Consider the following 12299-nt stretch of genomic DNA (forward strand, 5'->3'; position numbering starts at 1 on the left):
GCGCCGGGCTGACCCACGCGCTCAGGCTCCTGGCCCCGTTCGCCCGGCGCCCTGGTACGCCCCTTCGAGCCCCCATGCCTCGCGCACGTCCCCCGCGTGAATCCACTCCCCCAGCGCCACCGCGTCCAGCCTCCCGCCCGCCTTGGCGATGGCCGTACCGGCCTCGTCCATCCCGCGCTCCAGCTCGTCCACCACCTGCGCGTCCGTCCAGTCGGCGCGCTCGGCGATGTCGCGTTCGTTGCACTCGGGGCTGAACACATCCGGCCCGAACCGGCTCTCCACCACCCGGTCGAGCACGGAACCGCAGTGCGCGAGGACATGCCGCACCGTCCAGCCGGGGCACGCGGTGCGCAGAGCGAAATCGCTCGCGGCGGCGGACCGCAGCAACGGGAGGAGTGCCTCCCGCTCGGTGCGCAGGAGGAGACCGGGCAGTTCGGGATCGCGTTCGTCAGCCATGCCCCCAGCCAACCATCCGGCTCCCCGGCGGACTTGGCTATTCGGCGAACACGTGGCCCGGCGCCCGGTGCCGCCGCGGCGGCGGGACACGCGGGAGAGGTCGTAACCTCACAGGCATGGACGACGACACCGCCCGGCCCGACCGCCACGGCGCCGACGACGCACTGCGCGGCCGGTGGCGCGACTGCCTGGTCCCGGCCCGGCGCGGCGCCGACGGCCCGGACCCGCTGCCGTACGCCGACAACCTCCTGGCACGCTGGGCCGAACCCCAGCGCAAGTACCACACCACGGCCCATCTGACGGCGGTCCTGGACCGCGTCGACACGCTCGCCGGCCACGCCGCGGACCCGGACGCCGTACGGCTCGCCGCCTGGTTCCACGACGCGGTCTACCGCCCCGACCGCTCCGAGAACGAGGAGCGCAGCGCCGTCCTCGCCGAGCGCGCGCTGCCCGAGGCGGGGGTGCCCGCCGGGACCACCGCCGAGGTCGCCCGGCTGGTCCGGCTCACGGTCACGCACGATCCGGCCGACGGCGACAGCAACGGCGAGGTGCTGTGCGACGCGGACCTGGCGATCCTGGCGTCGTCGCCGAAGGAGTACGGGCGGTACGCGGCCCAGGTGCGCGAGGAGTACGGCTTCGTGCCCGACGAGGCGTTCCGGGAGGGCCGGGCGGCCGTGCTGCGGCAGCTCCTGGAGCTGCCGCGGCTGTTCCGTACGCCGTACGGGGCGGCCGAGTGGGAGCCGAGGGCCCGGCACAACCTGCTGACGGAGCTGGAGTTGCTCGCACGCTGAGCGGACACGCCGCCGGCACCGGACCGCTCCGGAGCGGTGCCGGCCCGATCCGTCCCGATCCGTCCCGGTCCGGTCCGATCCAGTCCGATCAGGTCCGATCAGGTCCGATCCGGCCCGGGAATGTAACAGGTAAGCGCACTGTTAGGACCTGTCATGCCCGACTCTGCCGCGCGCCGCTCGCGTATGCCCCTGGCCGTATACATACTCGGCCTCTCCGTCTTCGCCCTCGGCACCAGCGAGTTCATGCTCTCCGGACTGCTGCCGCCCATCGCCGACGACATGAACGTGTCGATCCCGCGCGCCGGGCTCCTCATATCCGCGTTCGCGATCGGCATGGTGGTGGGCGCCCCGCTGCTCGCCGTCGCGACGCTGCGGCTGCCGCGCCGCACCACCCTCATCGCGCTGATCTCGGTCTTCGGCCTCGGTCAGGTCGCGGGCGCGCTCGCGCCGACGTACGAGATCCTCTTCGCTTCCCGGGTGATCAGCGCCTTCGCGTGCGCCGGGTTCTGGGCCGTGGGTTCTGCCGTCGCCATCGCGATGGTCCGGGTGGACCAGCGGGCGCGCGCCATGGCCGTGATGATCGGCGGACTGTCCATCGCCAACGTGCTGGGGGTGCCGCTGGGGGCCTTCCTCGGGGAGCACCTCGGCTGGCGGTCGGCGTTCTGGGCGGTCGGTGTGGCCTCCGCGATCGCCCTCGTCGGGGTGGCGACGCTGATCCCCCGCATCCCCGTCCCGGACGAGAAGCCGCAGCTGAAGCGGGAGATGGGCATCTACCGCGACCGGCAGGTGTGGCTGTCCATCGCGATCACCGCGCTCGCGGCCGGCGGGGTGTTCTGCGCGTTCAGCTATCTCGCGCCGGTGCTGACGGACGTCGCCGGGCTGGACTCCGGCTGGGTGCCGACCGTGCTCGCGCTCTTCGGGATCGGCGCGCTGATCGGTACGACGATCGGCGGCCGGGTCGCGGACGCGCACCTCTTCGGGGTGCTGCTGAGCGGGATCACGGCCTCGACGGTCTTCCTGGCCGCGCTGGCGCTGTTCGCCTCCAGCCAGGTGGCCGTGATCGTGCTCTCGTTCCTGCTGGGTCTGTCGGCGTTCTACACGGCCCCGGCGCTGAACGCCCGGATGTTCAACGTCGCGGGCGCCGCCCCCACGCTGGCCGGTGCGACGACCACCGCCGCGTTCAACACCGGAAACACCAGTGGCCCCTGGCTGGGCGGCACGGTGATCGACGCGGACTTCGGGTTCGCGGCGACCGCGTGGGCGGGGGCGGCGATGACCGTACTGGCACTGGTGGCGGTGGTGTTCTCGCTGCGGCTGCAGCGCGGCCGCACCTCGCCGTCCCGGCTGGTGGCGGGTGCGCCGGCCGCCGGCTCGCAGGGCGCGGCGATGGAGTCCGCGCCCTCGACGGCCACCTGAGCGCTCTCAGCCCGGCGCCGGGCGCCCCTTCGGGCGGCGCAGGCCCGCTTCGGTGATCCGGCGGACCAGTTCCTTGGAGCCGATCTGCCGGGCGCCGGCCCGTACCGCGTCCTCGTACCGGGCCTCCGGGATGTCGTAGTGGTCCCGCTCGAAGGCCCGCTCCGGGCAGCCGATGGACGTCGCGAAGGCGTGCAGCTCGTCGAACGACTCGTCGCTGACCAGGTGCGACCAGAGCCGCCCGTGCCCCGGCCAGTCCGGCGGATCGATGTAGAGGGTCACGGGCGCGCTATCGCGCTGAGCGAGCCGACCGGCGCGACCGCCACGGCGGCCTTCGTGCACACCCAGTGCGGGTCCGGGCCCAGCTCCGGTTCGACGTCCAGCGCGTGCGGGTCGCCCGCGTCGCAGACCGGGCACAGCGGCCAGCGCCCGTACTCCTCCAGCAGCGCGTCCTGGACGTCCTGGGCGACGAGGCCGACCACGAATTCCACGCCTTGTGGCCACTGCTCGACCCACCAGCGCCGGTGCGTCACCGCGTCCTCGACCATCGAGACGATCTGCGCCTGCGCGACGTCTCCGGCGGCGAGGTCGGCCATGACGAGTGCGCGGGCGGTGTGCAGCGCCTGCTCCAGGGGATTCAGCTCCATACGGCCATTGTCCACCTGCGCACCGGCCCGCCCCGCCGTCGCTGCCGGAGGTCGGGACCAAAGGGGGGTTGACGGACATGCGCGTTGAAAATATCTTTCAAATGTGACCAATGACCTGAAGGAAAGTTTCAGCGCTGATTCGCCGCCCGCCCCGGCCGCCCTCGCCGCCAAGGTGCGCACGCTCGCGCCGTCCATGACCCGCTCCATGCAGCGGGTCGCCGAGGCGGTCGCGGGTGACCCGGCAGGCTGCGCCGCCCTGACGGTCACCGGTCTCGCCGAGCTCACCGGCACCAGCGAGGCCACGGTGGTCCGCACCGCCCGCCTCCTCGGCTACCCCGGCTACCGCGACCTGCGCCTCGCGCTCGCCGGTCTCGCCGCCCACCAGCAGTCCGGCCGGGCCCCCGCCGTCACGGCGGACATAGCGGTCGACGACCCGATCGCCGACGTGGTCGCCAAACTCGCCTACGACGAGCAGCAGACCCTCGCCGACACGGCCGCCGGGCTCGACACCGTGCAGCTCGGTGCCGCCGTGGCCGCCGCCGCCACCGCCCGCCGGATCGACATCTACGGGGTCGGCGCCTCCTCACTCGTCGGCCAGGACCTGGCCCAGAAGCTGGCCCGCATCGGCCTGATCGCGCACTCCAACATGGACCCGCACCTGGCGGTGACCAACGCCGTGCAGCTGCGCGCCGGTGACGTGGCCATCGCGATCACCCACTCCGGTTCGACCGGCGACGTCATCGAGCCGCTGCGGGTCGCCTTCGACCGCGGCGCGACGACGATCGCGATCACCGGCCGCCCCGACGGGCCGGTCACGCAGTACGCCGACCACGTACTGACCACGTCCACGGCCCGCGAGAGCGAGCTGCGCCCCGCCGCGATGTCGAGCCGGACGAGCCAGCTCCTGGTCGTCGACTGCCTGTTCATCGGAGTCGCGCAGCGTACGTACGAGACGGCGGCCCCGGCCCTCGCCGCCTCCTACGAGGCGCTGGCCCACCGCCACAACCCCCGCACCCGCTGACGTCCGGACAGACCAACCCCGCACCCGCACCCGCAGAACCGTACGAGTTCAAGAAAGCAGAGCCGCTCTCCATGACCTCCATCACCGACGCCGACGCCACCGCCCCCGACGGATACGGGGAGCTGCGCGCCCAGCTCGCGCAGCTCACCACCGAGGCGTTCCGCCCCGAGCTCGCCGACATCGACCAGCTGGCCACCGCGGAGATCGCCCGGATCATGAACGGCGAGGACCAGACCGTCCCCGCCGCCGTCGCCGCCCGGCTGCCCGAGATATCCGCCGCGATCGACGCCACCGCGGCGCGCATGGCCCGCGGCGGCCGGCTGATCTACGCGGGCGCCGGCACCGCGGGCCGCCTCGGCGTGCTGGATGCCAGCGAGTGCCCGCCCACCTTCAACACCGACCCGGCGGACGTCATCGGCCTCATCGCCGGCGGCCCGTCCGCGATGATCACCGCCGTCGAGGGCGCCGAGGACAGCAAGGAGCTGGCCGCCGCCGACCTCGACGCCCTGGGCCTCACCGCCGACGACACCGTGGTCGGCATCTCGGCCTCCGGCCGCACGCCGTACGCGATCGGTGCCGTCGAGCACGCCCGCGCCAAGGGCGCGCTGACCATCGGCCTGTCCTGCAACGCGGACTCCGCGCTGGGCGGGGCGGCCGAGCACCCCGTCGAGGTCGTCGTCGGTCCGGAGCTGCTCACCGGTTCCACCCGGCTCAAGGCGGGCACCGCCCAGAAGCTCGTCCTCAACATGCTCTCGACGATCACGATGATCCGGCTCGGCAAGACGTACGGAAACCTCATGGTCGACGTGCGTGCCTCCAACGAGAAGCTGCGCGCCCGTTCCCGGCGGATCGTCTCGCTGGCCACCGGGGCGTCGGACGCCGAGATCGAGGCCGCGCTCGCCGCCACCGACGGTGAGGTGAAGAACGCCATCCTCACCATCCTCGGCCAGGTCGACGGCCCCACCGCCGCCACGCTCCTGGCCGCGTCGGACGGCCACCTGCGCGCCGCGCTCGCCGCCGCCCCCCGCACCACCTGACCTCCCGCTCCACCTCCGCTCCCCCGCACAGCAAGGCACCACGCACCATGGCTACAGAAGACAAGAACCGCGCCACTGCCGCCGCGATCCTTCCGCTCGTCGGTGGCGCCGCGAACGTCAGCTCCATCGCCCACTGCATGACCCGGCTCCGGCTGGGCCTGCACGACCGTTCGCTCATCCAGGACGACGCGCTGAAGGCCGTCCCCGCCGTCATGGGCGTGGTCGACGACGACACGTACCAGATCGTTCTCGGTCCCGGTACGGTCGCCCGCGTCACGCCGGAGTTCGAGAAGCTCGTCGAGGAGGGCCGGGCGTCCGCCCCGGAGCCCGCCACCACGGTCACGGCGGACGAACTCGCCTCGCAGGGCGCCGAGATGAAGGCGGCACGGAAGGCGAAGAACGCCACGCCGTTCAAGCTCTTCCTGCGCAGGATCGCCAACATCTTCGTGCCCCTGATCCCGGCCCTGATCGGCTGCGGCATCATCGCCGGGCTCAACGGCCTGCTGGTCAACCTCGGCTGGCTGACGTCGGTCACCCCGGCCCTGGCGGCGATGGCGTCCGGCTTCATGGCGCTGATCGCGGTCTTCGTCGGCTACAACACGGCGAAGGAGTTCGGCGGTACGCCGATCCTCGGCGGTGCGGTCGCGGCCATCATCGTCTTCCCGGGCGTCGCGAACATTGAGGCGTTCGGCCAGAAGCTCTCCCCCGGCCAGGGCGGCGTGCTCGGCGCCCTGGGCGCGGCGGTGCTCGCGGTGTACGTGGAGAAGTGGTGCCGCCGCTGGGTCCCGGAGGCGCTGGACGTCCTGGTCACCCCGACCCTGACGGTCCTGGTCTCCGGCCTGGTGACGATCTTCGGCCTGATGTACGTGGCGGGTGAGGTCTCCACCGCGATCGGCACGTTCGCCGACTGGCTGCTGTCCAACGGCGGAGCGGGCGCGGGCCTGGTGCTCGGCGGCTTCTTCCTCCCGCTGGTCATGCTGGGCCTGCACCAGGCGCTGATCCCGATCCACACCACGCTCATCGAGCAGCAGGGCTACACGGTCCTGCTGCCGATCCTCGCCATGGCCGGTGCCGGCCAGGTCGGTGCGGCCATCGCGGTCTTCTTCCGCCTCCCCCGCAACGAGTCGATCCGCAGGACCATCAAGTCCGCCCTGCCCGCGGGCTTCCTGGGCGTCGGCGAGCCGCTGATCTACGGTGTCTCGCTGCCGCTGGGCCGCCCGTTCATCACGGCGTGCGTGGGCGGCGCGTTCGGCGGCGCGTTCGTCGGCTTCTTCAACCAGCTCGGGGACGCGGTCGGCTCCACCGCGATCGGCCCGTCCGGCTGGGCCCTGTTCCCGCTGCTGGACGGCAACCACGGCCTGGGCCCGACGATCGCGATCTACGCGGGCGGCCTGGTCGTCGGCTACCTGGCGGGCTTCGTCGCCACGTACTTCTTCGGCTTCAGCAAGGACCTGCTGACGGAGTTCAACGTGTCGCAGGAACCGGCCGCTTCACCGGCGACGGCGACCGCGGCGGGCACCCCCGCACCGGTCACCGGCCCGGACCCGCTCGAAAAGACCCCCGCCGGGGTCTGAACCCGCGCATGACCGAGGGCGGCACCCGACACCGGGCGCCGCCCTCAGCCATGTGCGCACGCGCGTAATCCCCACACCAGAGCGCCGGTGATCACTTTCTGTTCCTGATGACATACAGTGCGTCACGAAAGTCATGATCAACATGACTCCGCGCACTCATGGAGACCCTCGTGCGAAGCACGTTCACCAAGCTCGGAAGCCTCGCGGCCGTGGCACTGCTCGGCTTCACGGTCGCCCAGCCCGCCCAGGCGGAGCAGCACACGACCGGCGGCCGGCGGGCCGCGGCCGTGACGCCGGCCTTCTTCGAGATGACGGACGGCTACAGCCGTCAGAACCTCGTCGTGAAGCTGGTGAAGGAGGAGCAGATCGACCACGCCCGGGAGCTGCTCAGCGGCGCGACGAACGAGCGGCCGCACGTGATCGGCCGGCTCAAGAAGTACCCCGCCGACTACAACCCGAACTACAGCTTCCACTACGACCCCGCGACCGTCGGCTTCTTCGACTACGCCATCGAGGTCTGCGACGCGACGCTGAGCTACACCGAGGACCACCTCGACGAGGCCGGCGGCCCGTTCCTGCCCGGCCTGGTCTACTGCCCGTGGAACTCGCGCCTCGTCAAGGAAGTCCCCGCGCCGTAAGGCACCGCACGCACCCGGCGGACAGCGAGAAGGGCGCCGCCCCGGCCCGGGGCGGCGCCCTCATCCGTTTCCGGGTCAGACCGGGAACCCGTCGGTGGGCAGCGTCGTACCGAAGGGCTCGGGAAGCGTGAGCGGCTTCCCCAACGGCACCGCGTCGGAACGCTTGAACGTGCCGTCCTCGTTCGGCTCGGTGAACAGCGTGGCCATCGCCCCACGTGTGTCGAACCGGTCGATCAGCAGATACATGGGCACGCCCGCGCGCGCATAGGCGCGGTACTTCTTCGTACGGTCCTCCCGGGCGTTGCCCTTCGACGTGATCTCGACGATGAGGAGCGCGTCGGCGGCGTCCATCGGATCACTGGTGTCGGGGTCGGCAGCCACGATCAGCTCCCGTGGCATCACCACGAGGTCCGGTACGTAGAGCTTGTCGAGCGGTGTCACGTGCACACCGAGCGTCTGATAGATGCCCAGCCCGTCGGGGAGTCCCCGGTACAGACACTGCTGAACCAGATCGGCAATGCCGTTGTGATGGGCATGCGGCGGCGGTACCAAGACGATCTGCCCTTCGTCGATCTCGGCGCGCCACCCCTCGGGCACGTCCAGTTCCTGCCAGGTATGAAGCAGGTAGTCCCACGGGCGGCCTTCAGAGTCCTGCTGGTGCTCGACCATCGCGGCGGTCATCGCGGGTCCCTTCTCCTGAAGCCTGTTTGGGGAGCGTAGATCGACGGTTGCGCGGCGCGGGGCCGCTTCCATCAGCGTCCCACGATCGTGTGATGGACGCACCGAACGCTCCCTCTGTTCACCGGTCGGAGGGGGCGGGTTCGACCGACCGGCTCGCCTGGACGGTCACCAGCGCGATCCCCGCGCAGCACACCGCCAGCAACAGCAGTTCGGCGAGCGAGGGGGCGGATGCGGAGTCCAGGGCCCAGTCGCCGAGCCGGACCGTGAAGGGGACGGCCAGTTGGACGGCGGCCGTGAAAACCGGGCCGCGGAGCAGGATGAGGCGGTGCTGCACGAGGTAGGCGGGGGCGTAGACGACCGCGCCGAGCACCACGATCCCGCCCGTCGCGGCGAGGGTCGGGGGGTGGGCGATCAGCGCGGGCAGGGCCATCGGGAGCAGCAGGCAGGTGGCCGCCGCGAGCAGCACGGGCAGGACGGCCAGCGGCGGCAGCCCGGACAGCCGGTCCCGGTACAGGAACCCGTACACCGCGAAGGCCACCGTCGCGGCCGCCACCAGCAGCAGCCCCACCGCGTCCAGGTCCCCGGCATCCGCGCCCAGCGCCGCGTATCCGGCCGCCGCCGCGCAGGCCAGGACCGCGCCCGCCGCCTTGCGGGGCCCGGAGCGTTCGCCGAAGAACAGCGCGCCGACCGCCACCGAGGCGCACGGCATCAGCGCGACGACGAGGTTCGTCAGCGAGGTGCCGATCCGGGGGATGGCGAGCAGGGTGCCCGCCGCGTACCCGGCGAAGCCGAGCAGGCCCAGCAGCCAGACGGTCCCGGGCCGGGCCGCGGCCCGGCGCAGATCCGCCCGGCCGCCGGTGCTCGACACGGCGACGACGGTGAGCACCAGGCAGCACACGGCGCTGCGGCCCACCGCGACGATCAGCGGATCGGTCCCGGTGACCAGGGCGCCGGACAGCAGCCAGGTGCCGGAGAGCAGCAGGACGAGAACGGCCGGCATCAATCATTCCCCTTTTCCGAGCCCCGCGGACGACGGGTTCCGCTCCACGCGACTGCCCACTGTCTCAGCACCGGCCGGCGGCACCGGCCGGCGCTCCTGCGGTGCGGTTGCTCCCGGTGCAGGGCAGGTCGCGGTGACACGGGATCACGCCGGCCGTGTCACCCCGCGTCGAAAAGGCGTGCGCGAAAACCCCTTGCTCAATGGTCAAGAATCGTTGACCATTGACGGCATGCCTGCCGAAGAGCTTCCCGAGACGATTCATGTCACCACTGACGAGCAGCTGCGCGCCGTCTCCAACCTCACGCGTCACCGGATCATGGCCGTGCTCCGCTTCGAGCCGGCGACGATTACGCAGATCGCCGGGCGGTTGGGCCTCGCGAAGGGGAGTTCCAGCTACCACGTGCGGCTGCTTGAGCGGGCCGGCCTGGTGAAGGTGGTACGGACGCGGAAGGTGCGGGGGGTCACCGAGCGGTACTACGCGATGGCCGCGCGAGCGATCGTGCTGCCGGATCCGGTGGCGGGGCAGCCGGATGCGCTGATGCGGCACGCGGTGGCGGACCTGGAGGCCGCGCCGACGGATGGCGAGCGGCACGTGCGGATGGCTCATCTGCGGCTCACCGAGGAACAGTTCGCGGAGTTGGGGGCGCGGCTGGACGCACTGGCGGACGAGTACCAGAAGCTGTCCGATCCGTCGCTCCCGGATGCGTCACTCGTCTTCGCGCTGTTCCGGCCCGCGCCGCACGAGCAGGCCGAAGCTGGCTCCAAGTGACCTCAGCCGAAAAGAAGTTGCCGACAGGGTTCGGACGGCTGTGGACCGCGCAGACGGTGTCCTCGCTCGGCGACGGGGTGACACATGCCGCGCTGCCGCTGCTCGCTCTGACGTTGACGCGGAATCCGATGGCGCTCGCCGTCGTCACGGCCGCCGGGACGCTGCCGTGGCTGCTCTTAGGGGTACTCGGCGGTGCGCTGGTGGACCGCTGGGACCGCCGGCGCACGATGTGGGTCGCGGACGCGGCGCGCGCGGTGCTGCTCGCGATACCCGCGGCGGCGGCCGTGCTCGACGTGCTGAGCATTCCGCTGCTCGCGGCCGTCGCCTTCCTGCTCGGCCTCGGCGGACTCTTCTTCGACACGGCCGCCACGGCCTACCTGCCGGATCTGCTCGGCCGCGAGCCCGCACTCCTCGAGCGCGCCAACTCCCGTCTGCGCGGCGCCCAGACCGCCGCCTCCGGCTTCGCGGGGCCGCCCGCGGGCAGTGCGCTGCTCGCGCTCGGGCGGTCGGTTCCACTGCTCGCCGACGGGGTGTCGTTCGCGCTCTCCGCACTGCTCGTACGGTCGCTGCCCGCCATGCCCCGGCCTGCCGGAGGCGCCCGCGAGTCGCTGCTCCGGCAGGCGCGGGCCGGGGCCTCGTACGTCATGCGGGATCGGTTGCTGCTCGGGCTCGCGCTCCGTCCGGCGGTCGGGAACGTCGCCTTCCTCGCCGTGGAGACCGTACTGGCCCTCTTCGCGCACGACCGTCTCGGCATCGGCGACTTCGGCTTCGGCCTGCTCCTCACGGCGGAGGCCACCGGTGGCCTGCTCGGCGCGGGCATCGCCTCGTCCCTCGGCCGCCGGCTCGGCACCGGCACCGCACTGACCTGCACGGCCGCGGTCGAGGGGCTTGCCATCCTGGGGCTTGCCGCCGCCCCGAGTCCGTACGTGGCCGGGCTCGCGCTCGCCGTCTGCGGGGCGGGCATGGGCGCCACGATGGTGCTCGGGCCCTCCCTCCGGCAGGCGATCGTCCCGGCCCACCTGATGGGCCGGGTCGCCTCGACCTCCCGCATGCTCGCCATGTGCGCCGCCCCGTTCGGCGCCTTCCTCGGCGGCTGGCTGGCCACCACGTACGACGTACGTACCCCGCTCTACGCCGCCGCCGGACTCCTCCTCGCCATGACCGCCGTCACGGGAACCATGACCAGCAACCGCCGGGTGGAGGCGGCGCTGCGTGGCGCTGCCCCGGCCGACGGCCCAGGTCACCCGGAGCCCGCGGCTCCACTGTCCGATCCGGCCTGACGGCCGGCCGGGACCTGGCTCCTGATCATCTCCAGCAGCAGGGCGTGCGTCTCCTCGTCGGCCGCCACGACCAGACCGCCCGCACCGGTGTGCAGCGGCTGGCCGTGGATGCCGGTCACCACGCAGCCCGCCGCTTCGCACAGGGCGATACCGGCGGCGAAGTGCACGCTGTCGCGCAGCCTGCCGTCGGTGACGTACGCGGCCCGGCGCCCGGCCGCGACCCAGGCCACGGCCAGGGTGCTGGAGACGACGCGCGGCCGGAAGTGCTCCGCGAACCCCGGTGCGGCCAGCAGGCCGACCGCCCGGAAGTCCGGCGCGTTGGGGAACGGCGGGTCGAGGTTGACGTCCACCAGCCGGGACCCGGACGAGGGCGCCAACTCCTCGTCCGCCCCGCCCGCACCGCCCGTACGGACACGGGCGCGCTCGCCGTCCGTCCAGAACACCTCCCCGCTGAACGGGTCGGCCGCCGCTGCCGCCGCGAAGGAGGACCCGACGCGCAGGGCGATGTTCACCGCGACCACCATGGTGTTCACGGCGTAGTTCAACGTGCCGCACAGGGGGTCGACCAGCCACCGGCGTTCCGCGCCGTCCGCGCCGGTGCGGCCGCTCTCCTCACCCGTCACCGCGTCATCGGGCCGGGCGGTTCGCAGGACGTCGAGGATGGCCCTCTCCGCCGCGAGGTCGGCGGCCGTCGCGAAGTCACCGCCGGACTTCTCGAACCGCTCCGGCGATGTCCCGTACATGCCCCGGACCACCGCCGCTCCCGCCTGGGCCGCCCTGACGGCCAGTTGTGCGTCGCTTTCCATGTTCATGCTCGGCATGAGGGCAGGCTATCCGCGCCCGTTCCCGCCGCGGCCCGAAACCCCTTCGCACCCTCACCGCGGCAGCTGCCCCTCCCTGTTGACCTCCGTCACCCGCGCCCGCAGCACCAGCCCCGGCGGGGCCGGCCGGACGGCATCGGGCGGGCAGTCCCACTCCGAGCCCCCGCCGGG

13 protein-coding genes and 1 pseudogene are annotated in these 12299 nt (G+C 72.5%); 8 read left to right on the top strand and 6 right to left on the bottom strand.

What is annotated here, in order from left to right; all coding sequences use genetic code 11:
• Window positions 1–42: 42 nt before the first annotated feature.
• Window positions 43–456: pseudogene (locus tag J1C73_RS31375) on the bottom strand (maleylpyruvate isomerase family mycothiol-dependent enzyme); the annotation flags it as partial.
• A gap of 116 nt (window positions 457–572) precedes the next feature.
• On the opposite strand from J1C73_RS31375, the gene J1C73_RS31380 reads away from it, so the two are divergent.
• Complete coding sequence (locus tag J1C73_RS31380) at window positions 573–1247, top strand: HD domain-containing protein (RefSeq protein WP_207319338.1); 675 nt, start codon at window positions 573–575, stop codon at window positions 1245–1247.
• A 183-nt stretch (window positions 1248–1430) separates the two neighbouring features.
• Window positions 1431–2663, top strand: coding sequence for a Cmx/CmrA family chloramphenicol efflux MFS transporter (locus tag J1C73_RS31385; protein WP_207319347.1), 1233 nt, complete (start codon window positions 1431–1433; stop codon window positions 2661–2663).
• A 6-nt stretch (window positions 2664–2669) separates the two neighbouring features.
• Here the strand turns inward: J1C73_RS31385 and J1C73_RS31390 are convergent, their stop codons facing one another.
• Entirely contained in the window at window positions 2670–2942 is a 273-nt protein-coding gene (locus J1C73_RS31390; RefSeq protein WP_207319339.1) for a DUF4031 domain-containing protein, read from the bottom strand.
• A complete protein-coding gene (locus tag J1C73_RS31395; RefSeq protein ID WP_207319340.1) occupies window positions 2939–3307 on the bottom strand; it encodes a DUF8819 family protein in 369 nt (122 codons plus the stop codon). The genes J1C73_RS31390 and J1C73_RS31395 overlap by 4 nt, the downstream gene beginning before the upstream one ends.
• Before the next feature lie 103 nt (window positions 3308–3410).
• Here J1C73_RS31395 and J1C73_RS31400 point away from each other — a divergent pair, with 103 nt between their 5' ends.
• The 4 genes from J1C73_RS31400 to J1C73_RS31415 all read left to right on the top strand — a co-directional run bounded on the left by J1C73_RS31400 (window position 3411) and on the right by J1C73_RS31415 (window position 7577).
• Window positions 3411–4328 carry a MurR/RpiR family transcriptional regulator gene (locus J1C73_RS31400; RefSeq protein WP_123460791.1) on the top strand — a complete coding sequence of 306 codons (918 nt, stop codon included), beginning with the start codon at window positions 3411–3413 and terminating at the stop codon, window positions 4326–4328.
• 71 nt (window positions 4329–4399) lie between these two features.
• Entirely contained in the window at window positions 4400–5365 is a 966-nt protein-coding gene (murQ, locus tag J1C73_RS31405; protein ID WP_207319341.1) for an N-acetylmuramic acid 6-phosphate etherase, read from the top strand.
• Window positions 5366–5412: 47 nt separating this feature from the next.
• Window positions 5413–6939, top strand: coding sequence for a PTS transporter subunit EIIC (locus J1C73_RS31410; protein ID WP_207319342.1), 1527 nt, complete (start codon window positions 5413–5415; stop codon window positions 6937–6939).
• Between the two features lie 170 nt (window positions 6940–7109).
• On the top strand, window positions 7110–7577 hold the full coding sequence (locus J1C73_RS31415; RefSeq protein WP_207319343.1) for a BP74-related protein: 468 nt from the start codon (window positions 7110–7112) through the stop codon (window positions 7575–7577).
• A 75-nt stretch (window positions 7578–7652) separates the two neighbouring features.
• Here J1C73_RS31415 and J1C73_RS31420 read toward each other — a convergent pair whose 3' ends face one another.
• Together J1C73_RS31420 and J1C73_RS31425 are read right to left on the bottom strand one after the other, a co-directional pair.
• Window positions 7653–8258, bottom strand: coding sequence for a Uma2 family endonuclease (locus tag J1C73_RS31420; protein WP_207319348.1), 606 nt, complete (start codon window positions 8256–8258; stop codon window positions 7653–7655).
• 118 nt (window positions 8259–8376) lie between these two features.
• Window positions 8377–9258 carry an EamA family transporter gene (locus J1C73_RS31425; RefSeq protein WP_207319344.1) on the bottom strand — a complete coding sequence of 294 codons (882 nt, stop codon included), beginning with the start codon at window positions 9256–9258 and terminating at the stop codon, window positions 8377–8379.
• Window positions 9259–9487: 229 nt separating this feature from the next.
• On the opposite strand from J1C73_RS31425, the gene J1C73_RS31430 reads away from it, so the two are divergent.
• Together J1C73_RS31430 and J1C73_RS31435 are read left to right on the top strand one after the other, a co-directional pair.
• Window positions 9488–10027: a winged helix-turn-helix domain-containing protein gene (locus tag J1C73_RS31430; RefSeq protein ID WP_207319349.1), complete on the top strand. Its 540-nt coding sequence runs from the start codon at window positions 9488–9490 to the stop codon at window positions 10025–10027.
• Window positions 10024–11307 (top strand): MFS transporter, encoded by a 1284-nt coding sequence (locus J1C73_RS31435; protein ID WP_207319345.1) that lies wholly within the window; start codon window positions 10024–10026, stop codon window positions 11305–11307. Before J1C73_RS31430 ends, J1C73_RS31435 begins: the two co-directional genes overlap by 4 nt.
• Here J1C73_RS31435 and J1C73_RS31440 read toward each other — a convergent pair.
• Complete coding sequence (locus tag J1C73_RS31440; RefSeq protein WP_207319346.1) at window positions 11268–12128, bottom strand: inositol monophosphatase family protein; 861 nt, start codon at window positions 12126–12128, stop codon at window positions 11268–11270. The genes J1C73_RS31435 and J1C73_RS31440 overlap by 40 nt on opposite strands.
• Window positions 12129–12299: the final 171 nt, after the last annotated feature.

Source organism: Streptomyces laculatispora (assembly GCF_017353455.1).
GTDB classification, from domain to species: domain Bacteria; phylum Actinomycetota; class Actinomycetes; order Streptomycetales; family Streptomycetaceae; genus Streptomyces; species Streptomyces laculatispora.

Excerpts from the sequence above, each read along its gene's own strand:
- J1C73_RS31380 (WP_207319338.1), top strand. The coding sequence starts at position 573 with ATGGACGACGACACCGCCCGGCCCGACCGCCACGGCGCCGACGACGCA.
- J1C73_RS31385 (WP_207319347.1), top strand. The coding sequence starts at position 1,431 with ATGCCCCTGGCCGTATACATACTCGGCCTCTCCGTCTTCGCCCTCGGC.
- J1C73_RS31395 (WP_207319340.1), bottom strand. The coding sequence starts at position 3,307 with ATGGAGCTGAATCCCCTGGAGCAGGCGCTGCACACCGCCCGCGCACTC.
- murQ (WP_207319341.1), top strand. The coding sequence starts at position 4,400 with ATGACCTCCATCACCGACGCCGACGCCACCGCCCCCGACGGATACGGG.
- J1C73_RS31410 (WP_207319342.1), top strand. The coding sequence starts at position 5,413 with ATGGCTACAGAAGACAAGAACCGCGCCACTGCCGCCGCGATCCTTCCG.
- J1C73_RS31420 (WP_207319348.1), bottom strand. The coding sequence starts at position 8,258 with ATGACCGCCGCGATGGTCGAGCACCAGCAGGACTCTGAAGGCCGCCCG.
- J1C73_RS31425 (WP_207319344.1), bottom strand. The coding sequence starts at position 9,258 with ATGCCGGCCGTTCTCGTCCTGCTGCTCTCCGGCACCTGGCTGCTGTCC.
- J1C73_RS31430 (WP_207319349.1), top strand. The coding sequence starts at position 9,488 with ATGCCTGCCGAAGAGCTTCCCGAGACGATTCATGTCACCACTGACGAG.
- J1C73_RS31440 (WP_207319346.1), bottom strand. The coding sequence starts at position 12,128 with ATGCCGAGCATGAACATGGAAAGCGACGCACAACTGGCCGTCAGGGCG.